This is a genomic window from Streptomyces litmocidini (assembly GCF_014649755.1).
Classification (GTDB): Bacteria; Actinomycetota; Actinomycetes; order Streptomycetales; family Streptomycetaceae; genus Streptomyces; species Streptomyces litmocidini.
In genome coordinates this window covers 208134-229988 of record NZ_BMTQ01000010.1, presented here as the reverse complement: position 1 = coordinate 229988, position 21855 = coordinate 208134, and the positions used below count along the sequence as shown (strand labels likewise).

Here is a 21855-nt window from a genome sequence, read left to right as displayed (position 1 = left end):
CCGTCTGTGAGGAGAACGGGCCGCGGCGGACCGTGATTCCCGTACGGCCGCCCCGGCGCCCCCGAGTCCTTCCCCAGGGGGCGTCCCGCCGATCGGGGCGCGGTCGTCCGGGAGGCCGCCGGGGGGAGCCGGGCCGGACGGACCGTAGGCTGGTCGGATGCAGGAGCAGTACCGCACGTTGGCCCGCGAGGGCGTGCACGAGACCGAGATCAACCGCTCGCGCTTCCTCTGCGCGCTCGCGCCCGTCGCCGACGAGCGCGAGGCGCAGGAGTTCGTCGCGCGGATCCGCAGGGAGCACCCGACCGCCTCCCACAACTGCTTCGCGTACGTCCTCGGCGCCGACGCCTCCGTGCAGAAGGCGAGCGACGACGGCGAGCCCGGCGGCACGGCCGGCGTCCCCATGCTCCAGATGCTGCTGCGCCGCGAGATGCGGTACGTCGTCGCCGTCGTCACCCGCTACTACGGCGGCGTGAAACTGGGCGCGGGCGGCCTGATCCGCGCGTACGGCGGGGTGGTCGGCGAGGCGCTCGACGCCCTCGGCACCGTCACCCGGCAGCGCTTCCGGCTCGCCACCGTCACCGTCGACCACCAGCGCGCGGGCAAGCTGGAGAACGACCTGCGGGCCACCGGCCGCGCCGTCCGCGAGGTGCGGTACGCCGACGCCGTCACGATCGAGATCGGCCTCCCGGACGCGGACGTGCCCGCCTTCCGCGGCTGGCTCGCCGACGCCACGGCCGGCACGGCCTCCTTCGAACTCGGCGGCGAGGCGTACGGCGACGCGTGAGGCGCCTCACGTGACGCGCCTCACGTGACGGGACGTCAGGGACGCTCCGTGGGCGGCACCCCGCACGGGACGCGGTGCGGCCGGGGCGCCGGGGGCACGGCCGGTCGCACGCTCCCCGGTGGACGGGCCGCCCCCACGCCCCCGCTCGGGATAGCGTGGTGCGCGCACGAACGGGAACCGGCGGCGAGGGGCAGGGCACATGCGGGGTGGGGCGGCATCGTGAGGCTCCTGCACACCTCGGACTGGCATCTCGGCCGGTCCTTCCACCGCGTCGGTCTCCTCGACGCCCAGGCCGCCTTCCTCGACCACCTCGTGGCGACCGTCCACGCCCACGACGTGGACGCCGTCCTCGTCGCCGGGGACGTCTACGACCGGGCCGTGCCCCCGCTGCCCGCCGTCGAGCTCTTCGACACCGCGCTGCACCGCCTCGCCGAGGCCGGGGTGCCCACCGTCATGATCTCGGGCAACCACGACTCCGCCCGGCGGCTCGGCGTCGGCGCCGGACTCATCGAGCGGGCCGGCATCCACCTCCGTACCGACCCCGACGGCATCGGCACCCCCGTCGTCCTCTCCGACGCCCACGGCGAGGTCGCCCTCTACGGGCTGCCCTACCTCGAACCCGTCCTCGTCCGCGAGCGGCTCGGCGCCGAGAAGGGCGGCCACGAGGCCGTCCTGGCCGCCGCCATGGACCGGGTCCGCGCCGACCTCGCCCGCCGGCCCGCCGGCACCCGCTCCGTCGTCGTCGCCCACGCCTTCGTCGCGGGCGGCACACCGAGCGACAGCGAACGGGACATCACGGTCGGCGGCGTCGCCGCCGTCCCCGCCGGGGTCTTCGACGGCGTCGACTACGTCGCCCTCGGCCACCTCCACGGCAGCCAGACCCTCACCCCGCGCGTCCGCTACTCCGGCTCCCCCCTCGCCTACTCGTTCTCCGAGGCCGACCACCGCAAGACCATGTGGCTGATCGACCTCGGCGAGGACGGGACGATCACCGGCGACGTACGCCTCGACTGCCCCGTCCCGCGCCCCCTCGCCCGCATCCGGGGACGGCTCGACGACCTCCTCGCCGACCCCGCGCTCACCCCGCACGAGCAGTCCTGGGTCGAGGCCACCCTCACCGACCCCGTGCGGCCCCCCGAGCCCATGGCCCGGCTCGCCGAACGCTTCCCGCACACCCTCAACCTGGTCTTCGATCCCGAGCGCGCCCCGGACGACCCCGGCGCCTCCTACGCCCAGCGGCTCCGGGACCGCAGCGACCGGCAGATCGCGGAGGACTTCGTGGCCCACGTGCGCGGCGGCGCCCTCGACGGCGCCGAACGGACGGTCCTGTACGGCGCCTTCGACGACGTCCGCGTCGACACGGCCGAACGCGAGGTGGGCCGGTGAGGCTGCACCGCCTGGAGATCACCGCCTTCGGCCCGTTCGGCACCACGCAGCGGATCGACTTCGACGCCCTGTCCTCCGCCGGGCTCTTCCTCCTCCACGGGCCGACCGGCGCCGGCAAGACCTCCGTCCTCGACGCCGTCTGCTTCGCCCTGTACGGGAGCGTGCCCGGCGTCCGCCAGACCCCCGGCGCCTCCCTGCGCAGCGACCACGCCCCCGTCGGCACGTACACCGAGGTCCTCCTCGAACTGACCGTGGGGGACCGGCACCTGGAGATCACCCGCCGTCCCGCCCAGCAGCGGCCCAAGAAGCGCGGCGGCGGCTTCACCACCGAGAAGGCCCAGACCTGGCTCCGCGAGTACGACGCCGCCACCGGCGAGTGGGCCGGCCTCAGCCGCTCCCACCAGGAGACGGGGGAGGAGATCACCCAGCTCCTCGGCATGAGCCGCGAGCAGTTCTGCCAGGTCGTCCTCCTCCCGCAGGGCGACTTCGCCCGCTTCCTGCGCGCCGACGCCGAGGCCCGGGGCAAGCTCCTCGGCCGCCTCTTCGACACCCGCCGCTTCGCCGCCGTCGAGGAGCGCCTCGCCGAACTGCGCCGCACCGCCCAGCAGCAGGTCGAGGACGGGGACGCACGGCTGCTCGCCCTGGCCCACCGCATGGCCCAGGCCGCCGGCGGCCTCGACTCCGCCCGCACCCCCGTCGAGGGCCGGCCGGGCGACCCCGGACTCGCCGACTCCGTCCTCACCTGGGCCGCCGTCGCCCGGACCGAGGCGCGTGAGGCCCTCGACATCGCGGACGTGCGCCTCGCCGCCGCCGAGGCCGCCCGGGACGCCGCACGCGCCGCCCTCGACGCGGAGAACGACCTCGCCGCCCGGCAGGCCCGGCACGCCGACGCCCTCCGGCGCCGCGAGCGGCTCACCGAACAGGCCCCCGAGCGCGACCGCCTCCAGGACGCCCTCGACCGGGGCCTCAAGGCCGACCGGGTGGCCCCCGCCCTCGGACTGCGCCGCGACGCCGAGCGCGAGCACGCCGCCGCGCACACCGCCCGGGAACGCGCCCGCGCCCTGCTGCCCCCCGACCTCGCCGAGGCCGGCGCCGAACACCTCTCCGCCCTCGAACACCGGCTGCGCGAAGAGCTCGGCGGCCTCGACGCGGCCCGCCGCGCCGAGCGCCGCGCGGCCGCCGTCGCCGAGGAACGCGCCGTACTCGCCCGGGAGGCGCGCGCCGACGAGGACGCCCTCCGGGACGCGGCCGACTGGCTCGCCGGCTGGGAAGCACGCCGCACGGCCCTCGCCGAACGCGTCGAGGCCGCCCGCGACGCCGCCGCCCGCGCCGAACACCTCGCGGGCCGTCTGGACCCCGCCCGCCGCAGGCTCGCCGCGGCCCGCCGCCGCGACTCCCTCGCCCAGGACGTCCGGGCGGCCGAGACCCGCCTCGCGGAGGCCCGCGAGCGGCGCAACGCCGCCCACGAGAGCTGGCTCGACGTCAAGTCCCGCCGCCTGGAGGGCATCGCCGCCGAACTCGCGGCCGCCCTCACCCCCGGCGACCCCTGCCAGGTCTGCGGCTCCACCGACCACCCGGCCCCCGCCCGCACCATCGCCGGCCACGTCGACCGCGCCACGGAGGACGCCGCCTACGCGGCCTACGCCCGCGCCGAGGAGGCCCGCACGGCCGCCGAACGCGAACTCGCCGTCACCCGCGAGTCCTGGTCCGCGGCCCGTACGGAGGTCCTGGCCGGTCTGGAGACCGCCGGGCCCGGGGCCGAGCCCACCGTCCGCGAACTGGCGGCGGAAGCGGAAGGGATGGCCCGGCTGCACGCCGAGGCGCACGCGCTCGCCGGACAGACGCACGGCGCGCGCGAGGCGCTCGCCCGGGCCGAGCGGGAGCACGAGGAGCGGGTGGGGGCGCAGCGCGAGGCCGAGCGGCGGGTCGCCGCGCGGACCTCGCGGCGGGAGGCCCTGGAACGGGAGCAGTCCGCGCTCGACGAGGAACTCGCCCGGGGGCGCGGCGCGTTCGCCGGCGTGGCCGAACACGCCACCCGCCTGGAGCGGCGGATCGCCCTCCTGGTCGACGCCGCCGGAGCCGTACGCACCGCCGAACTCGCCGCCCGGCGCCTCAAGGAGGCCGACGACCGGCTCGCCGACGCCGCCTACCGGGCGGGCTTCGCCACTCCGGCCGAGGCCGCCGGCGCCCTCCTCGGCGAGAGCGAGCGCCGCGACCTCCAGCGGCGCGTGGACGCCTGGCGGGCGGAGGCCGCCGCCGTCGCGGACCGGCTCGCCGAGCCCGGCACGGCCGAGGCCGCCGCCCGGCCGCCCGCCGACCCGGCCGCCGCGGCGGCCGCGCACACGGCGGCCGAACGCGCCCTCCGCGAGGCCGACTCCGCCCTGGCCGCCGCCCGCGAGCGGGCCGCCGGACTCGCCGGACTCTCCCGGCAGGCCGCCGCCGAGGTCCGCCGCCTCGGACCCCTGCGCGAGGAGTACGACCGGGTGGCCCGGCTCGCCGCCCTCACCGCCGGCACCTCCGCGGAGAACGAGCGCCGGATGCGCCTGGAGTCGTACGTGCTCGCCGCCCGCCTCGAACAGGTCGCGGCGGCCGCGAGCGCCCGCCTCCAGCGCATGTCCTCGGGCCGCTACACCCTCGTCCACTCCGACGCGCGCTCCGGCGGCAAGCGGTCCGGGCTCGGACTGCACGTCGTCGACGCCTGGACCGGCAACGAACGCGACACGGCCACGCTCTCCGGCGGCGAGACCTTCTTCGCCTCGCTCGCGCTCGCCCTCGGCCTCGCCGACGTCGTCACCGACGAGGCCGGCGGCGTCAGGCTCGACACCCTCTTCATCGACGAGGGCTTCGGCAGCCTCGACGAGCAGACGCTCGACGAGGTCCTCGACGTCCTCGACTCGCTGCGCGAACGGGACCGCAGCGTCGGCATCGTCAGCCACGTCGGCGACCTGCGCCGCCGGATCCCGGCCCAGCTGGAGGTCGTCAAGGGGCGACAGGGCTCGGCGGTGCGGCTGCGCACCGGCGGGGACGCGCTCAGCGGCTGAGGGAGCGCCGGGGCAGCGGCGAGGAGTAGACGACGCTGGTGGTCACCGCGCCGAGCGTGGCGACCTTCCCGCTGATCTCCTCCAGGTGCTTCATGGAGCGGGCGGCGACCTTGAGGACGAAGCAGTCGTCGCCGGTGACGTGGTGGGCCTCCAGGACCTCGGGCGTGGCGTCGAGCAGGTCGTGGAACGGCTTGTAGTTGCCGTGCGGGTAGCGCAGCCGTACGAAGGCGAGGATGGGCAGGCCCAGGCGGTCCTGGTCGACGATCGCGGTGTATCCCGTGATCACCCCGGCGTCCTCCAGGCGCCGCACCCGCTCGGTCACCGCGGACGGCGACATCGACACGGTGCGGGCGAGTTCGGCGAAGCTGGCGCGGCCCTCGGACTGGAGCGCTTCGAGGATGCGCCAGTCGGTGGCGTCCGGGGTGTATGCGGTGCTCATGGGGAGAGCGTGCAGGGGAATCCCCGGTCGATCAAGTGACCGACCGGGGATTCCCGCCGGGTGAAGGGCTCAGAGGCGGGAGATCTCGTCCACCAGGTCGTCCAGGCCGAGGGGGCCCTGCGAGAGCGCCGCCATGTGCCAGGCCTTCGCGTCGAACGCCTCGCCGTGCGCGGCCCGCGCGTTGGCCCGGCCGAGCAGCCAGGCGCGCTCGCCCAGCTTGTAGCCGATCGCCTGGCCCGGCATCGACAGATAGCGGGTCATCTCGCTCTCCACGAACGACGGCGGGCGGCTGCTGTGCAGCTGGAAGAACTCCTGGGCGAGTTCCGGCGTCCACCGCTCGCCCGGGTGGAAGGGCGACTCCGCGGGGATCTCCAGGCCGAGGTGCATGCCGATGTCCACGATCACCCGGCACGCGCGCATCATCTGGCCGTCGAGATAGCCGAGGCGCCGCTCCGCGTCGGGCAGGAAGCCCAGTTCGTCCATCAGGCGCTCGGCGTACAGCGCCCAGCCCTCCGAGTTGGCGCTGACCTTCCCGATGGTCGCCTGGTAGCGGGAGAGCCGGTCGGCCACGTGCGCCCACTGCGCGATCTGCAGGTGGTGGCCGGGGACGCCCTCGTGGTACCAGGTCGACACCAGGTCGTAGACCGGGAAGCGGGTCGTGCCGTCCACGGGCAGCCAGGTGCGGCCCGGGCGCGAGAAGTCCTCGGAGGGGCCCGTGTAGTACGGCGCGGCGGCACCGCCCGGCGGGGCGATCCGGGACTCCACCCGCCGTACCCGCTCGGCGAGTTCGAAGTGGTGGCCGTCGAGCGCCTCGATGGCCTGGTCCATCAGCTCCTGGAGCCAGACCCGGACCTCCTCCACGCCCTCGATGTGCGTGCCGTGCTCGTCGAGGTGGGCGAGCGCCTCCCAGGGGCCCGCGCCCGGCAGGATCCGCTCGGCCTCGGTCCGCATCTCGCCGAGGAGCCGGTGGTACTCGCTCCAGCCGTACGCGTACGCCTGGTCGAGGTCCAGGTCGGTGCCGTTGAAGAAACGGGTCCAGCGCTGGTAGCGCTCGCGGCCCACCGTGTTCGGCGCGCCGGCCACGGCCGGCGCGTACACGTCCCGCATCCAGTCCCGCAGCGCCCCGACGGCGGCGGTGGCGCCCTTCGCGGCCGCCGCGAGTTCGGCCCGCAGCCCCTCGGGGAGCGTGTCGGGGCCGGCGGCGGCGAACTCCTCGAACCAGCCCGGCTTCCCGTTCTCCCCGCCCGCCCACTCGGTGAGCTGCTCGACGAACGTGGCGGTGGGGCGCGGCCCGCCGAAGAGCTTGCGTTCCAGGCCCAGCGCGAGGGAGGAGCGGTAGCCGTCGAGCGCGGCCGGGACCGCGCGCAGCCGGGCGGCGACCGCCTCCCAGTCCTCCTCGGTCTCCGTCGGCATGACGGTGAAGACGATGCGGACGCTGTGCGCGGGCGAGCGCATGTTGCTGACCGTCCGCAGGTTCTCCTCGGCCTCGTGCACGGCCAGTTCCGCCGTCAGCCGCTCCCGCAGCAGCCGGGCGCAGCGCCGCTCGGCGTCGCTGTCCGCGCCGGGTGCCCGCTCGGCCTCGTCGAGCCGGGCGAGCGTGCGGCGGGCGAGGTCGGCCACCGCACGCTGGCCGGCGGGCGAGAAGTCCGGCAGCAGTCCGGCGCTCTCCTTGACTCCCAGGTACGTACCGGTGATCGGGTCGAGGGCGATGAGTGCGTCGACGTGGTCGTCGGCGACCTGGCGGGGCAGCGCGCTGCTGGAAGTGTCTGGCATGGGAATCATCCTGACGCTTCCGGCGGGCCCGCGTCACCCTCGTCGGGCCTCAGTCGGCTGACATGGAGGGGCCGGGGGAGGGCGGCAGCAGAGGGCCGCATTCCCACTGCTGGAAGATCAGCCGGGTCTCGACGCGGGCCACCTCGCGGCGCGAGGTGAACTCGTCGAGGACGAGACGCTGCAGGTCGGCGGGGTCCGCCACGGCCACGTGGACGAGGTAGTCGTCGGGACCGGTGAGGTGGAACAGCGCCCGGGACTCGGGGAGGGCCCGGATCCTGTCGACGAACGGACCGATCAGTTCGCGCCGGTGGGGACGGACCTGGACGAGAAGCAGCGCTTCGAGTCCACGCCCGAGTTTGGCCGGATCCAGTCGTAGCTGATGTCCGAGGATCACCCCGGTGCGGCGCAGTCGTGCCACCCGGTCGAGGCAGGTGGAGGGTGCGACCCCGACCTCGGCGGCGAGTTCGCGGTAGGTGCTCCGGGCGTCGTTCTGCAGGAGGCGAAGAATGTGCAGATCGACCGCGTCCAGTACGACAGAATCGGCCATCTGGCGAACGTAACACGGTGATGTGACGCTACTTCCCGGTATCCGTTCACAGTGCCGCCATGGACGCCATGGATCACGGCCCCTCGGCCACCCCGAGGGCCCTCGCCACCGAAGCCGTGCACGCCGGCCGCGAAGACCTCGCCGGACTCGGACTGCACGCCCCGCCGATCGACCTGTCCACCACCTATCCCTCGTACGACGCCCGGGCCGAGGCCGCCCGGATCGACGAGTTCGCCACCACCGGCGCCCGGCTCGACGGCCCGCCCGTCTACGCCCGGCTCGACAACCCGACCGTCGCCCGCTTCGAGGAGGCCCTCGCCCGTCTGGAGGGCGCCGAGGCCGCCGTCGCCTTCGCCAGCGGCATGGCCGCCGTCTCCGCCGTCCTCCTCGCCCGGGCGAGCCAGGGGCTGCGGCACGTCGTCGCGGTCCGCCCGCTGTACGGCTGCAGCGACCACCTCCTCGACGCGGGGCTGCTGGGCACCGAGGTGACCTGGACCGATCCGGCGGGCATCGCCGACGCGATCCGGCCCGACACCGGGCTCGTCATGGTCGAGTCGCCCGCCAACCCGACGCTCGCCGAGGCCGACGTCCGGGCCATCGCCCACTCCTGCGGCTCCGTCCCGCTGCTCGTCGACAACACCTTCGCCACGCCGGTGCTCCAGCGTCCCGTCGAGCAGGGCGCGCGCATCGTGCTGCACAGCGCCACCAAGTACCTGGGCGGCCACGGCGACGTCATGGGCGGGGTCGTCGCCTGCGACGAGGAGTTCGCCCGTACCCTCCGTCAGGTCCGGTTCGCCACCGGCGGGGTGCTCCACCCCCTCGCCGGATACCTGCTGCTGCGGGGTCTCTCCACCCTGCCGGTACGGGTCGGGGCGGCGTCCTCGACGGCCGCGGAGCTGGTCCGGCGGCTCGCCGTCGACCCCCGCGTCGCCCGCGTCCACTACCCGCGGATCGGCGGCGCGATGATCGCCTTCGAGGTGTACGGGGACCCCCATGACGTGATCGCCGGCGTACGGCTCATCACCCCCGCGGTCAGTCTCGGCAGCGTCGACACCCTCATCCAGCACCCGGCCTCCATCAGCCACCGGATCGTGGCCGAGGGAGACCGGCGCTCCGCGGGCGTCAACGACCGGCTGCTGCGGATGTCGGTCGGCCTGGAGGACGTCGAGGACCTGTGGAGCGACCTGACCCAGGCGCTCAGCGCTCCGCCGGTCGAGTCCCTTCGCGCGACTGCTCCTGCCGTGCCCGAGCGGTCGGTCGCGGCGCTGGGGACAGCCGGGCGGTGATCACCAGGGTGCCCTCCTCGATCTGGTAGTCGAGGGGGAGGTTCAGCGCCCGCATCGCGGCCACCATGCCCGTGTTGGAGGACTGCGTCACGGCGTACACGCTGTCGCAGCCGGTCTCCTCGGCCATCGCCACCAGCCGGCCGAGGAGTTCGGAGCCGATGCCGCGCCGCTGCCAGTCGTCCTCGACGAGGAGGGCGACCTCCGTCTCGTCGCCGTCCCACAGCAGGTGGCCGAGGGCGACGAGGCGGCCGGAGGCGGTCTGCACGGCGAGGGTGCGGCCGAAGCGGGGGCTGAGCAGGTGGTCGAGGTAGCGGTCGGCGTCGCCGACGGGGCCGTGGTAGCGCAGGCCCAGGGTGCGGGCCGAGCAGCGGTCGTGCATGGCGCGCGCGGCGGGCAGGTCGCGCTGGTCGGCGCGGCGGACCGTGATCTCGTTGCCCTCCGGCAGGGTCAGCACGTCCTGGCTGCGCGGGACGCGGGGGCCGAGCCGGGCGTCGAGCTCGACGAGGGCGCGGGCCCGGGCGAACTCGGTCGGGGTGAAGGGCAGATGGGGCCGCTCGACGATGAGGGTGCCGCCGTGCGGGTCGCGCAGCCGCATCACCCTCTCCTCCAGGACGCCTTCGACCGGGGCCTGTTCGCCGGTGGGGCGGCCGGTCAGCGAGACCGCCGGCACGGAGTGGAGGGTGCAGCGGCCGAGGAGCTGCCGCAGCGCGAGCGGGAGTTCGGCCGCGTCGAGCGCGGTACGGGTGGCCAGTCCCAGGACCCGGGTGGGGGTGTCCACCAGGTCGTGGGTGTCGGCCCGCTCGGTCCAGGTGTCGCGACCGCCGGCCGCCGCCGTCTCGCGGACGAGGGTCCTGGCCGAGAGGCCGGCGGGGGCGCGCAGCAGGAACTCGTCGACCGTGCCGTCGGCGAGCGGATGGGTCTGGAGGGTGAGGATGTCCACGCCCAGGCGGGCGAGGACCGTGCACAGCGCGGCGAGGCTGCCCGGCGCGTCCGCGACGGTGGTCCGCATCCGCCACAGCGTCGTCCCGGCCGGTGCTCCGGACTCCCCCTCCGCCTCCCGCTCGTCCGCCGGGAGTTCGCTCGGGGCCGGCGCCTCCGTGGTGGGGTGCCCGCCGGTGTGACCGGCGGGCGGGGCATGGTCGGCATGACTGCGCCTGCGCGCCCACCAGGTGTGGAACGCGGCGGTGGCGACCAGCGTGATCGCGGAGAAGACCAGGAGGTAGGGGCCGTCGGGGCCCTTGACGATGGTCTTGGCGATCGTGTCGGCCACCACCACGGCGGTGAACAGGGCGGCGAGCTCGATCAGGTCGTGCCGCCAGTGGTGCGGGCTGCGGGCGCTCTTCGAAGACGTCACATCGGTCATGACCTCACTGTGGCCCAACGGTGTTGCGTGATCGCGAACGCTTTGTGACTGACGGGTTAAGTGCCGATCTGTTGACTTAGGGGTCGATTCGGACCGTTTCTGTCGGAGGCTGATCGACCCCCTGGCGGAGTGCGCCCAGGAGCCGTCCCGCCTGCACCACCAGCTGAGAGGAACCCCGCCCCGAGGCGAGCGCCCCGAGCCCGGCGACCACCCCGCCGGCCCCGCACCGCTCCACGCAGTCGGCGGCCACCGCGAGGACCTCGCCGAGCCCCCGCACCGGCTTCTCCGAGGAGAGCACCTCCGGAAGCATCGCCTCCAGCACCGTCCAGACCGTGTGGTACGCGCCCGTGGCGGCCGCCGTACGGGCCGCGTCCGCCAACCGGTTCGGCTTCACCGAGCCCTTCGCCACCAGCCACGCCAGCTCCGTGCCGAGCCGCCGGGCGTTCAGCTCGCCCCGTGCCGCCAGGACGAGCACGCCGTCCACCGCGCGCAGCCGGTCGTCCGCGTCCACACAGCCGAGACCGAGCGCGAGGGCCAGCGACACCGCACGGCCGACCGGCCCGTCGGCCTCGACCAGCGCGGTCAGCGGTTCGGTCGCGCCGCGCGCGTCCCCCTCGGCGCACTGCACGAGGGCCGGCAGGAGACAGGCCGCGAGCAGCTCGCGGTCGGCCGGAAGCACCGGGGCCCACTGCGCCCGGCCCTCCCCCCGGTGGTCGCAGCGGCGAGGGGTCGCCTCCGGAGCCCCACCGAGCCACCGGAAGGCGGGCGGGAACTCCGCCCGGACCGCGGGGTGTCCGTCGAGGTCGACCACCGTCCGGTCGATCAGCCCCCACCTCTTCGTCGTCCCGTCCTCGTCCCGGGGGAGGAACCGCACGGTCGCCCCCACGGCCACCTCCCCGCGCAGCCGGGCGGCGAGCCGCCGGCCCGCCGGGGTGCCGAGCGCCGCCGCCTCCCCGGCCGCCCGCCCGGCCGACGGACCGGCCCGCCCCACCCGGAGCAGGGCCTGGGCGAGATCGGCCGGAGCGGGCTCGACGCCGGCGTCCCGGTACTCCCGCAGGCGTTCCACCAGAACCCGCGGGTCGATCGCCCCCGTGCTCCAGGTCGGCGTCGCGAGGAGGAACGGCAGCGCGTCCGTGCCGACGAGCTCGGCGGCCTCCCACAGCCGGGCGTCGAGGACCCCCGACAGGGCCCGGTGGAGGCAGAGGTCCGAGCCGGGACCCCGGGTCCGGCGGAAGGCGACGAGCGCCGGGTCCAGCAGCCCCGACAGCCCCGCGAGCACCACGTGGATCCCCGGGGTCCCGTGCGTGGAGGAGTGGACCTCCTGCTCCCACCGGGGCCGGGGGAAGGCCTCCCGCACCGCCTCCACCACGGCCGCCCGGTCCCGGTGCGCGTGCCGCACCAGCCCGTCGAGCGCCCGCTCGAACGCCGCGGGCTCCTCCGAGAGCCGCCCCGCCACCAGCTGCGCCACCAGCTCCTCGACCGTCGTCGCCGGGGGCGCGAGCCGCTGCGCCTCCGGCACCGGCGGCAGGATCTCCTCGTACGGAAGCGCCGCCCCCTGCCCCAGGTCCGCGCCGAACAGCTCCCCGGCGGCCCGCCGGTGCATCGGGCTCAGCAGCCCGGCGGCCTCCGCGAGCCCGCCCCGCACCTCGGCGTCCACGGACGGCAGGTGACGGCCGACCAGCTTGAGGGCCCGCTCCTGCACATCGGTGTCCTCGCTCCCGAAGGCCTCCGTCACGGCGGGCAGCAGTTCCCCGGCCGCGCCCGGCTCCTCGGCCAGCACCTTGCCGACCAGCGCCAACTGGGCCCGCACCAGCTTCTTCTCGGTACGGAAGAGGACACCGGCCGTCATCTCCGCGAGCGCCCCGACCGGCAGCGCCCCCGCCGAGGCGAGCCCCGTCAGGACGTCCTGCGCGTACCCGGCGACGAGCGAGGGCGCGTCGGACGCGATCCCGACCCAGTCGGGGATCCGCTCGCGCAGCTCCTCCGCGTCCGGTTCGAGCAGCCGCACCATCTCCAGCGCGAGGCGCAGGTTCCGGACGGGGCCGCCGCGCAGCAGTCGGGACACGCACACGTCCAGGACCCGGGCCCGGTCCAGGACCCCTTCCTCGACGAGCGCCCGCAGGGCGGTGGGCCAGTACCTCTGCGGCCGACGCCCGAGGGCGCGCGCCGGCCGCTCGGGGGGTTCGGCCATCGCGAGGGCATGGGCCACCAGGACCGGCGTCTGCGGGTCCTCCCGGAGCCGCTCCACGAGCCGGTCGTCGGTGATGTGCCGGGTCCAGGCGGCGACGTAGCCGTCGGTGGGCGGAACCGTGTACCCGGAGCGGACCACGAGCCCGTGGAGCAGCGCGTAGCTGTTCTCCGCCACCGCCCGGCGCCCGGCCAGACGCCCCGCCAGGTCCGCCGCCCACTCCGGGCCCCGGTCGCCGAGCGCCCGGAGAGCGAGGGCGCCGTCCTCCTCCCGGATCAGCAGGTCGCGCGCGCCCAGCCAGCTCGCGGCCGCCGCGGCCGTCGGGAGACAGCCCGCGCCCGCCACGTACAGCGCGCTGCGGATGAGGTCCGGCAGGTGCGGGGGCGTCGCCCGCTTCCCGGCGCGCACCTCCGCCCGCAGCGCCCTGAGCCGGGTGAGCGCGGCCTCGCGGGCGGCGGCGTCCAGCGGCTCCAGCAGCCCCGGCACCGCGGCGGCCCGCCCCTCGCGCACGGCGGCGAGCAGCTCCTCGACCCCGGCCCCGCCCTTCGCGCCGCCGGTGCCGCCGCGCAGCCCGCCGGAGCCCGTGGGCTCCGGGGCGGGCGGGGGGAGGCAGGTGAGCGTCTGTACGGATCGCGTCATGGATACGACGGTAGGACCCCCCACTGACAATCACCTGGGACGCCTCTCCGCACGCCTCTGACCTGCGGTTACTGACCGACCCGGCCCGGCTGGAGCACCTTGCTGAACAGCACCGTGCCGCCCTCGGCCCGCAGCCGCACGGTCAGCTCCCCGCTGTGGCCGTCGATGTCGACCTCGCCGAAGTACTGCGGGCTCTCCATCGGCGACAGGTTCCCCCGCTCCGGTGCCCGGACGAACACCCGCTCCGGGCCGAAGGTGGCGTCCAGGGCGTTCGCCGGGAACGCGCCCGCCGCCAGCGGCCCGGACACGAACTCCCAGAAGGGGGCGAAGTCCTGGAAGGCCGCCCGCTCCGGTGCGTAGTGCTGCGCCGAGGTGTGGTGGACGTCCGCCGTCAGCCACACCGTGCCGGTGATCCGCCGGTGCTTCACGAACCGCAGCAGTTCCGCGATCTGGAGCTCCCGGCCCAGCGGAACACCCGGGTCGCCCTGGGCGACGGCCTCGAAGTCCGCCGCGCCGTCCGGGACGACCAGACCGATCGGCATGTCCGCCGCGAGCACCTTCCACACCGCCCGGGACGCGGTCAGCTCCCGCTTGAGCCACGCCAGCTGCTCGGCGCCGAGGATGCCGGTGGTGTCGTCGGCCTGCCGTCCGGGCGAGTTGGCGTTCCGGTACGAGCGCATGTCGAGCACGAACACGTCGAGCAGCGGCCCGTACCGCACCACCCGGTGCATCCGCCGCTCGCGGCCCTCCCCGCGCGCGTGGAGCGTGGAGACCGGGAAGTACTCGCCGAACGCCCGCGAGGCCCGGGCCGCGAGGACGTCCACGTCCTTCTCCGTGTAGCGGGGGTCGTCCAGGATCTGTCCCGGGTACCAGTTGTTCCGCACCTCGTGGTCGTCCCACTGCACCACCGACGGCACCTGCGCGTTGAAGGCCCGGACGTTGTGGTCGAGGAGGTTGTAGCGGAAGTTGCCCCGGTACTCGTCGAGGGTCTCGGCGACCTTCGACTTCTCCGGCGTCGTGACGTTCCGCCAGATCCGTCCGTCCGGCAGGGTCACGTTCGGCTGGATGACCCCGTCGGCGTAGATCGTGTCGCCGCTGCACAGGAAGAAGTCCGGGTCGAGCCGCCGCATCTCCTCGTACGCGCGGAAACCCCCGATGTCCGGGTTGATGCCCCAGCCCTGCCCCGCGATGTCCCCGGACCACAGGAAGCGGACCCCGTCGCGGCGCCGGTCCGGAGCCGTGCGGAAGGTGCCGAGGACCGGCTCGCCCGCCCGGCGCGGATCGTCCGGGTCGATGAGGGTGACCCGGTAGTGGATCTGCTCGCCGGCCGGCAGGCCGCGCAGCGCGGTCGTGCCGGTGAAGTCCGTGCCCGCGTCGATCAGCGGCCCGAAGTGGCGGCGCGCGTGCCGGAAGGACTCGGTCGCCGACGTCTCCACGAGCATCCGCGCCGGTCGGTCCGAGCGCACCCACACCAGGCCGGAGGAGGCGGTGACGTCACCCGCCTGCACGCCCCACCCGGCCCGGGGCCGTCCCGAGAGCGCGAACGCGGGGGCGGCGAGACCGGTGCCGCCGAGGGTCAGCGCCGCCGAGGCGGCCAACGAGCCGCGCAGGAGACTGCGCCGGGCGGGGGAGGGGGAGGAGCCGGGCAGGGGAAGGGGCATGAAGGGCCTCCGGGGTCGGTCGTTCCGGTCGCGGACGGCGCGCCGTGTCCGTGTCCGCCGGGCCGGGCGCGCCGCCCCATGCCTAACGGTCGGGTGCGGCGGCCGCACGAACCCCGCGTGAACAGATCGCCCTCCTGGCGGCTGTGGAGCTCGGATCCGGGATCCGGGACATCGGATCCGGCATTCGGGATCCGGGACATCGGATCCGGGGGCGAGGGCAGGTGATGCCACATCGTCCGTCCGAGCCCGCCTCACCCCCTCCCGCGCCCCTCCGCCACCAGCCCGATCCCGGTGTCGATGGCCGAAGGAGTCAGGTGCGCGTACCCGATGACGAGTCGTACGTCCTCGTCGGCCGGCCCGGCGGTGCCGTACTCCTCCAGGGTCCGCAGGGCCACCCCCGCCTCCGCCGCCCGCGCGAGGAACCGCTCCCGGGGCCCGAACCGGGCCGGTACGCGCGCGATGACGTGGAGTCCGGCCGCGATGCCGCTCACCCGGGTCCCCGGAAGGTGTTCGGCGAGGGCGGCGAGCAGCGCGTCCCGCCGCTCGCGGTAGGCGCGTTGGCAGCGGCGCAGCTGACGGTCGTACGCGCCGCGCGTCACGAACTCCGCGAGGACGGCCTGGTCGAGCACGGGATTGCCGAGGTCCATCGTCCGCTTGCGTTCGACGGTCTCGTCGAGCAGCGCCTCCGGGACGAGCATCCAGCCGAGCCGCAGCCCCGGGGCCAGCGACTTGCTGACCGAGCCCGTGTAGGCGACCCGCTCGGGGTCGAGTCCCTGGAGCGCGCCGACGGGAGCGCGGTCGTAGCGGAAGTCGCCGTCGTAGTCGTCCTCCAGGACGTATCCGTCCACGGCGCGCGCCCAGTCGAGGAGCGCGGCCCGGCGCTCCGCCGACCAGCTGATGCCGGACGGGAACTGGTGCGAGGGCGTCACGACGACCGCCCGTACCCCCGAGTCGGCGAGCGGCCCCGGGCGCAGCCCCTCCTCGTCCAGCGGCAGCCGCACCGTCTCCAGGCCGGTCGAGGCGAACAGGCGCCCGTGCTCGGGGCTGCCGGGATCCTCGATCCCGACCCGGCGCAGTCCCCGCGCGCCCAGGACGAAGCCGAGGAGGGTCGACGCCTGCGCCACGCCCGAACAGACCACGAGCCTTTCCGGATCGGCCACCACTCCCCGCCGCCGCGCCAGCAGCGCGGCGAGTGCCCCGCGCAGCTCGGGGAGGCCGCGCGGGTCCGGGTAGCCGAGTGCCCGGTGGGGGAGCCGCGCGAGCACGGACCGCTGCGCCGCCGCCCACGCGCTCCTGGGGAACAGCGACAGGTCGGGGGTCCCCGGACGGAAGTCCACCCGGACCCCGGGCGCCCCGGCGGCCGGGTCACGGACCCCGGGCACGGCCGCCCGGGCCGCGCCGCCCACCCAGGTCCCCGCACCCCGGTCGCTCCGCAGGTACCCCTCGGCCGTCAGCTGTTCGTACGCCTCGGTGACGAGGCCCCGCGAGACGCCGAGGTCGGCCGCGAGCGCGCGGGTCGACGGCAGCCGCGTCCCGGCCGCGAGCCGCCCCGAGCGCACGGCCTCCCGCAGGGCCTCCTGCAGTGCCCGCCCCCGTCGTCGCGCCGGAGCGCCGACGGCCGGCAGAAGCAGCTCCCAGGCCGCCTGCCCCTGGCTTCTCATGTCACATGGCCCTTCTCGCCGTCGCCGCCCGGGAGTTCGCCGATCCGCCCCGGGCGTGACCCATGATGCCGAGACCGCCGGGGGGTCAGTGCCGCACCTCCAGGGAGAGGTGCGCGGACAGCGCGCGCAGGAACTCGGGGGCGTCGAACATCGCGCCGGCCGAGGCGACGCCGGTCGTCCGGGTCCGGCCGGTGAGGATCCGGTGGACCGCCTCCACCGCGAGCGGCGCGCTGACGGCGTAGATGTCCCGGCCGGTGGCGACGGCCCGGCGCTCCGCGCCCCCGGAGCGGACGAGGACGTCCACGAGGAAGGTCTGCGCGGACCGGCCGTGCTCGTCGACCGCGACCGGTGCGGGCGCGTCCGGCGCCGACAGGTCACGGGCCGCGTCGACCGCCATGTACGTGCGTACCTCGGGCACCGCCAGGTGGCTGGGGACGGTCACGACGTCGGCCATGGTGAACCCGCCGATGACGGGCCGGGGGCCCATGGGGGCGGGGAAGGGCCATTCCAGGACGGGGAGCGGCTCGTCGTGGTGCTCCAGCCGGCCTCCGGTGTGGCGGAGGTGCCGGCCGCCGCGCCGCTCGCGCGAGACCTTGCCCGCCGCGAGGGTGCCCGCCGTGGGGTGCCAGCTGCTCAGTCCGTACGCGACGTGCACCTCGTCGGCCGTCGTCCAGTCGCCCATGGCCGTGGTGGCCAGCAGGTCGCCGAGTCCGCCGTAGAAGGCCATGGCGGGGACGACGGCCGTTCCGGCGGCGCGGGCCCGGTCGGCGAAGCGCGCGAAGGTGTCGGCGTTGGCCTCGATCTCGGCCGCCACGTCCACGTACGGGATCCCGGCGCGCAGCGCGGCCTCGATCACCGGGGCGCCGGTCACGGCGAACGGCCCGGCGCAGTTGACGACGGCCGCCGCGCCGGCCAGCGCGCGGTCGAGCGAGGCGGGGTCGTCGACCGAGGCCGGGCGGACGTCGAGTCCGCCGTGGGAGGCGGCGAGCGTCCGCAGCCTGTCGGCGTCGCGGCCGGAGAGCACCGGGACGAACCCCCGTTCCAGCAGTTCCGCCACGACGAAGCGCCCGGTGTGACCGTAGGCGCCGAACACCGCGACCGTCCGAACCGATTCCATGATTTCTCCCGCCGTTCCCAGTTGTCGAATGTTCAACTAGTCACATCCTGGCGTCCGGTGCGGCCGACCGCGAGTGTCCGGAACGCCATGCCCCGTACAATTACGGACATGGGTACGCTCGCGCTCGCCGTCACCGACGGCATGCTGCACTTCGAACTCTCCCTCGCCCACGAGGTGTTCGGCTCCCCTCCGGACGCCGTCGCCGTCCCCTGGTACGACGTGACCGTCTGCGCGCCGGGCCCCGTCGCGGTCGAGCGGTTCCGCCTGGAACCCGACGCCGGGCTCGACCGGCTTCCGTACGCGGACACGGTGATCGTCCCCGGCTGGGCCGACGTCGACCGGGAACCGCCCGCCGACCTGGTCGACGCGGTACGCGCCGCCCACGAGGCCGGCGCGCGCGTGGCCTCCCTGTGCACGGGCGCCTTCGTCCTCGCCGCCGCCGGCCTCCTCGACGGGCGGCGCGCCACCACGCACTGGGCGCACACCGAGACCCTGGCCGGTCGCCACCCGCGCGTGGAGGTCGACCCGGACGTGCTCTACGTGGACGAGGGCACGGTGCTCACCTCCGCCGGCAAGGCCGCCGCGATGGACCTCTGCCTGCACCTCGTCCGCCTCGACCACGGCTCGGCGATCGCCAACACCGTCGCCCGGCGCCTGGTCGTGCCCCCGCACCGGGACGGCGGGCAGGCCCAGTTCGTCACCGCGCCCGTGCCCGCCCGCAAGGACCACCCGCTCACCGAGCTGCTGCCCTGGGCGGTCGAACGGCTCGGCGAACCGCTGACCGTGGAGGACCTGGCACGCCGGGCGCGCATGAGCTCGCGCCACCTGGGACGCCACTTCCGGGCCGCGACCGGCACCACCCCGCTGCAATGGCTGCTCACCCAGCGGATCCGCCGCGCCCAGGAGCTCCTCGAAGCCACCGACGACAGCGTCGACGCCATCGCGGAGGCCACCGGCATGGGCACCGCCGCCACGCTCCGCCGCCACTTCAACCGCACCGTCGGCGTGCCCCCGGACACCTACCGCCGCACCTTCCGCTCCCGCACCGGCCCCGCCGGACGCGTCGGAAGTGGTCCCCGATGACGTGACGGAAGTGGACCCCAACCCGGGCCGCGCGGCTCCCTAGCGTCGGAGGCATGAACGCGAACGCCCTGCGCGGGGTCCTCCTGGTGATCCTCGCCTACGCCCTCGTCGGCGCCTCCTTCACCGCCAACAGCCTGCTCGGCGCCTACCCGTACGCGGGCGGACAAGCCCTCCGCTACGGCGCCGCCTGTCTGCTCCTCCTCCCGCTGCTCGGCCGTGGCGGACTCGCTCCGCTGCGGCTCCTGACCGCCCGCCACCGGGTGCGGCTCGCCGCCCTCGCGGCCGTCGGCATGGTCGGCTTCAACCTCGCCGTCCTGGCCGCCGAACGGAGCGCGGAACCCGCCGTCCCCGGCGTCCTCGTCGGCTGCGCCCCGGTCGTCGTCGCCGTCCTGGTCCCGCTCACCGAGGGCCGCGGGCCCGCCCCCGCCGTGCTGTACGGCGCGCTGCTCGTCGCCGCCGGCGCCCTCACCGTGCAGGGCTGGGGCCGGACGGACCCGGCCGGGATCGGCTGGTCGGTGGCGGCGCTCGCGGGCGAGGTGGGGTTCACCGTGCTGGCCGTCCCGGTGCTGCGGGTGCTCGGACCGAAGCTGCTGACGGCCGCCGTGTGCGGGATCGGCGCGGCCGAGGCGGCGCTCGTCGGCCTGGTGGCGGACGGCGCCGGGTTCGTACGGATGCCGACGGCCGTGGAGGCGGGGGCCCTGGCCTGGCAGGCGGGCCTGGCCACGGTCGTCGGGTTCGTCCTCTTCTACATGGGCGTCCAGCGCGTCGGCATGGAGAGGGCCACTCTCTGCACCGGGGCCATCCCGATCGCCGCGGCCCTGAGCGCCGCCCTGGCCGGAGGCGCCGCCTTCGGCCTCCCCCAGGCGGTCGGCAGCCTGCTCGTCGGCGCCGGAGCCGCCCTGGGCACGGGCCTGTTCACCCGGTCGTCCCGCCCGGACTCAGCGGCTGCCGTCCAGGATCACGCGCGCGACCAGGGCGGGGTCGTCGTTCATCGGCACGTGGCCGCAGCCGGGCAGCCGGACCAGGCGCGCGGCGGGCAGGACGTGCTTGGCGCGGACGCCCTGGCGGCGCGGCAGCAGCCGGTCGCGGGCACCCCAGGCGACGGTGACGGGGACCGAGGGGACGTCGTCGCGGAAGAGGGCGGCCCGTCCCGCCGCCAGCGTCTGGTGGAAGCCGGTGGCCCGCCGCAGGGCGAGCGTCTCGGCGACGACGGCCTCGGGTGACCGGCGGCCGGGCCGCGCGTAGATCGTGCTGGTGAGCGCGGTGCGCCCGGCGGCCGTGCGCGAGAGCCGCTCGATCACCGGTACGGGCAGCGACAGGGCGGCGCCGCGCATGGCCCGCAACGTCCCGAAGGCGTACCGCCGCTCGGCCTCCGACCAGAAACCGGCGGGGGAGAGGGCGGTGACCGAGCGCACCAGCCTCTTCCGGCCGAGCTCCAGGGCGAGCAGCCCGCCCAGCGAGTTCCCCGCCGCGTGCGGCCGCTCGAAGCCGACGGCCCCGCAGAAGGCGCCGAGCACGGGGACGACGGTCGACAGGTCGTACGGGACGCCCTCCGGCAGTCCGTCGGAGGCCCCGAAACCGGGCAGGTCGACGGCGATCACCTCGCGCTCGGCGGCGAGGACGTCGAGAACGGGCCCCCAGGCCTGCCAGTGGTGCCCGATGCCGTGGAGCAGCAGCAGGGGCTCGCCCGCGCCCCGCCGCTCGTACGCCAGGGAGAGCCCGCGGGGACCCGACGGGGTCTCGATCGTGAACGCGATCCGTGCGGGCATGCGGACCCCTCGCCTCCTCGTGGAGCTCCCTCGCGGAACTTCCCTCGCGAACACCGGCGGGCGCCACCTTCCGGACGCCCCGTCAGCAAGAATTACCGCTCGGTAGCCAGGAGTTCAAGACGGGATCCCGACACTGGACAGGACCGGCGGCGCGGGCTGGGATGGCCGGGTGCCCACCGACATCCCGACCGCCGTTCCGACCGAGGCCCTGACCGAACTCTTCGAGGAACACCGCCCGATGCTCCTCGGCGTCGCCTACCGGATGCTCGGCCGCACGGCCGACGCCGAGGACGTCGTCCAGGAGGCCTGGCTGCGCTGGACCGCCACGGACCGGGCCGCCGTCCGCGAGCCCCGCGCCTTCCTCGTACGGATCACCACGCGGCTCGCCATCGACCGGCTCCGCCAGGCGCAGGCGCGCCGCGAGTCCTACGTCGGCCCCTGGCTCCCCGAACCCCTCGTCACCGACTTCGGCCCCGCCGCCCCCGACACCGCCGAGCGCGCCCTGCTCGCCGACTCCGTCTCGCTCGCGGTCCTCGTGGTGCTCGAATCCCTCTCCCCGCCGGAGCGGGCCGTCTTCGTGCTCCGCGAGGCCTTCGGCTTCCCGTACGGGGAGATCGCCGCCGCCCTCGACCGCTCCGAGGCGGCCGTGCGCCAGCTCGCCGGGCGCGCCCGGCGCCACGTCGACGAGGGCAGGCCGCGCTACGACGTCGACCCGGCCGAACGCCGCGACCTCACCGAGCGCTTCCTCTCCGCCGCGGCCGGCGGCGACCTCGGCGAACTCCTCGCGCTCCTCGCCCCGGACGTCCGCCTCGTCGGAGACGGCGGCGGCAAGTCCAAGGCGCCGCTGCGGATCATCGAGAGCGCCGACAAGGTCGGCCGCTTCCTCGTCGCCGTCGCCCGGGACTCGTGGGAGGGGTACGAGGCGCGCTTCCTGGAGCTCAACGGCGCCCCGGCCGTGCTCGTCCTCGCCGACGGGGAGCCCGAGACCGCCTTCCAGATCGAGGTGCGCGACGGGCTGGTCCAGCGCGTCCACATCATCCGCAACCCCGACAAGCTCCAGGGCCTCGCCGACCCCGCCGACGACTGACGGAGATCGCGCCGGCCGGCCGGAACCCGCC

At 75.6% G+C, this 21855-nt stretch carries 15 protein-coding genes; 6 read left to right on the top strand and 9 right to left on the bottom strand.

Going from position 1 to position 21855, the window contains the following annotated elements:
* Nucleotides 1–157: 157 nt before the first annotated feature.
* The 3 genes from IE180_RS22325 to IE180_RS22315 all read left to right on the top strand — a co-directional run bounded on the left by IE180_RS22325 (nucleotide 158) and on the right by IE180_RS22315 (nucleotide 5211).
* Nucleotides 158–784 (top strand): YigZ family protein, encoded by a 627-nt coding sequence (locus IE180_RS22325; RefSeq protein ID WP_123458758.1) that lies wholly within the window; start codon nucleotides 158–160, stop codon nucleotides 782–784.
* 219 nt (nucleotides 785–1003) lie between these two features.
* Complete coding sequence (locus tag IE180_RS22320) at nucleotides 1004–2170, top strand: exonuclease SbcCD subunit D (RefSeq protein ID WP_190158693.1); 1167 nt, start codon at nucleotides 1004–1006, stop codon at nucleotides 2168–2170.
* On the top strand, nucleotides 2167–5211 hold the full coding sequence (locus tag IE180_RS22315; protein WP_190158692.1) for an AAA family ATPase: 3045 nt from the start codon (nucleotides 2167–2169) through the stop codon (nucleotides 5209–5211). The genes IE180_RS22320 and IE180_RS22315 overlap by 4 nt, the downstream gene beginning before the upstream one ends.
* Here IE180_RS22315 and IE180_RS22310 read toward each other — a convergent pair.
* From IE180_RS22310 to IE180_RS22300, 3 genes are all read right to left on the bottom strand, one after another.
* Nucleotides 5201–5650 (bottom strand): Lrp/AsnC family transcriptional regulator, encoded by a 450-nt coding sequence (locus IE180_RS22310; RefSeq protein ID WP_190158691.1) that lies wholly within the window; start codon nucleotides 5648–5650, stop codon nucleotides 5201–5203. The genes IE180_RS22315 and IE180_RS22310 overlap by 11 nt on opposite strands.
* A 69-nt stretch (nucleotides 5651–5719) precedes the next feature.
* Nucleotides 5720–7423 carry a DUF885 domain-containing protein gene (locus IE180_RS22305; protein WP_190158690.1) on the bottom strand — a complete coding sequence of 568 codons (1704 nt, stop codon included), beginning with the start codon at nucleotides 7421–7423 and terminating at the stop codon, nucleotides 5720–5722.
* Between the two features lie 49 nt (nucleotides 7424–7472).
* Entirely contained in the window at nucleotides 7473–7970 is a 498-nt protein-coding gene (locus tag IE180_RS22300; RefSeq protein ID WP_190158689.1) for an Lrp/AsnC family transcriptional regulator, read from the bottom strand.
* A 59-nt stretch (nucleotides 7971–8029) separates the two neighbouring features.
* Here IE180_RS22300 and IE180_RS22295 point away from each other — a divergent pair, with 59 nt between their 5' ends.
* The gene (locus tag IE180_RS22295; protein ID WP_190158688.1) at nucleotides 8030–9256 is read left to right on the top strand and encodes a trans-sulfuration enzyme family protein; all 1227 of its coding nucleotides are present in this window, start codon (nucleotides 8030–8032) and stop codon (nucleotides 9254–9256) included.
* Here the strand turns inward: IE180_RS22295 and IE180_RS22290 are convergent.
* From IE180_RS22290 to IE180_RS22270, 5 genes are all read right to left on the bottom strand, one after another.
* Entirely contained in the window at nucleotides 9168–10619 is a 1452-nt protein-coding gene (locus tag IE180_RS22290) for a GNAT family N-acetyltransferase (protein ID WP_190158687.1), read from the bottom strand. The genes IE180_RS22295 and IE180_RS22290 overlap by 89 nt on opposite strands.
* 76 nt (nucleotides 10620–10695) lie before the next feature.
* Entirely contained in the window at nucleotides 10696–13446 is a 2751-nt protein-coding gene (locus IE180_RS22285; RefSeq protein WP_190158686.1) for a DUF7824 domain-containing protein, read from the bottom strand.
* A 68-nt stretch (nucleotides 13447–13514) separates the two neighbouring features.
* Nucleotides 13515–15107: an alkaline phosphatase D family protein gene (locus tag IE180_RS22280; RefSeq protein WP_190158685.1), complete on the bottom strand. Its 1593-nt coding sequence runs from the start codon at nucleotides 15105–15107 to the stop codon at nucleotides 13515–13517.
* Nucleotides 15108–15358: 251 nt separating this feature from the next.
* Nucleotides 15359–16768: a MocR-like pyridoxine biosynthesis transcription factor PdxR gene (gene pdxR, locus IE180_RS22275; protein WP_190158684.1), complete on the bottom strand. Its 1410-nt coding sequence runs from the start codon at nucleotides 16766–16768 to the stop codon at nucleotides 15359–15361.
* A gap of 85 nt (nucleotides 16769–16853) precedes the next feature.
* Nucleotides 16854–17885 (bottom strand): saccharopine dehydrogenase family protein, encoded by a 1032-nt coding sequence (locus IE180_RS22270; protein WP_190158683.1) that lies wholly within the window; start codon nucleotides 17883–17885, stop codon nucleotides 16854–16856.
* Between the two features lie 108 nt (nucleotides 17886–17993).
* Between IE180_RS22270 and IE180_RS22265 the strand changes: the two genes are divergently transcribed.
* Entirely contained in the window at nucleotides 17994–18968 is a 975-nt protein-coding gene (locus IE180_RS22265) for a helix-turn-helix domain-containing protein (RefSeq protein ID WP_190158682.1), read from the top strand.
* Nucleotides 18969–19906: 938 nt separating this feature from the next.
* Here IE180_RS22265 and IE180_RS22255 read toward each other — a convergent pair.
* Nucleotides 19907–20737 (bottom strand): alpha/beta fold hydrolase, encoded by an 831-nt coding sequence (locus IE180_RS22255; RefSeq protein WP_190158681.1) that lies wholly within the window; start codon nucleotides 20735–20737, stop codon nucleotides 19907–19909.
* Between the two features lie 169 nt (nucleotides 20738–20906).
* Here IE180_RS22255 and IE180_RS22250 point away from each other — a divergent pair, with 169 nt between their 5' ends.
* Nucleotides 20907–21824: an RNA polymerase sigma-70 factor gene (locus tag IE180_RS22250; protein WP_268255483.1), complete on the top strand. Its 918-nt coding sequence runs from the start codon at nucleotides 20907–20909 to the stop codon at nucleotides 21822–21824.
* The last annotated feature ends 31 nt before the right edge of the window (nucleotides 21825–21855 follow it).

Coding starts and splice junctions, on each gene's coding strand:
- IE180_RS22290 (WP_190158687.1), bottom strand. CDS start 10,619: ATGACCGATGTGACGTCTTCGAAGAGCGCCCGCAGCCCGCACCACTGG.
- IE180_RS22270 (WP_190158683.1), bottom strand. CDS start 17,885: ATGGAATCGGTTCGGACGGTCGCGGTGTTCGGCGCCTACGGTCACACC.
- pdxR (WP_190158684.1), bottom strand. CDS start 16,768: ATGAGAAGCCAGGGGCAGGCGGCCTGGGAGCTGCTTCTGCCGGCCGTC.
- IE180_RS22295 (WP_190158688.1), top strand. CDS start 8,030: ATGGACGCCATGGATCACGGCCCCTCGGCCACCCCGAGGGCCCTCGCC.
- IE180_RS22310 (WP_190158691.1), bottom strand. CDS start 5,650: ATGAGCACCGCATACACCCCGGACGCCACCGACTGGCGCATCCTCGAA.
- IE180_RS22265 (WP_190158682.1), top strand. CDS start 17,994: ATGGGTACGCTCGCGCTCGCCGTCACCGACGGCATGCTGCACTTCGAA.
- IE180_RS22280 (WP_190158685.1), bottom strand. CDS start 15,107: ATGCCCCTTCCCCTGCCCGGCTCCTCCCCCTCCCCCGCCCGGCGCAGT.
- IE180_RS22255 (WP_190158681.1), bottom strand. CDS start 20,737: ATGCCCGCACGGATCGCGTTCACGATCGAGACCCCGTCGGGTCCCCGC.
- IE180_RS22325 (WP_123458758.1), top strand. CDS start 158: ATGCAGGAGCAGTACCGCACGTTGGCCCGCGAGGGCGTGCACGAGACC.
- IE180_RS22300 (WP_190158689.1), bottom strand. CDS start 7,970: ATGGCCGATTCTGTCGTACTGGACGCGGTCGATCTGCACATTCTTCGC.
- IE180_RS22305 (WP_190158690.1), bottom strand. CDS start 7,423: ATGCCAGACACTTCCAGCAGCGCGCTGCCCCGCCAGGTCGCCGACGAC.
- IE180_RS22285 (WP_190158686.1), bottom strand. CDS start 13,446: ATGACGCGATCCGTACAGACGCTCACCTGCCTCCCCCCGCCCGCCCCG.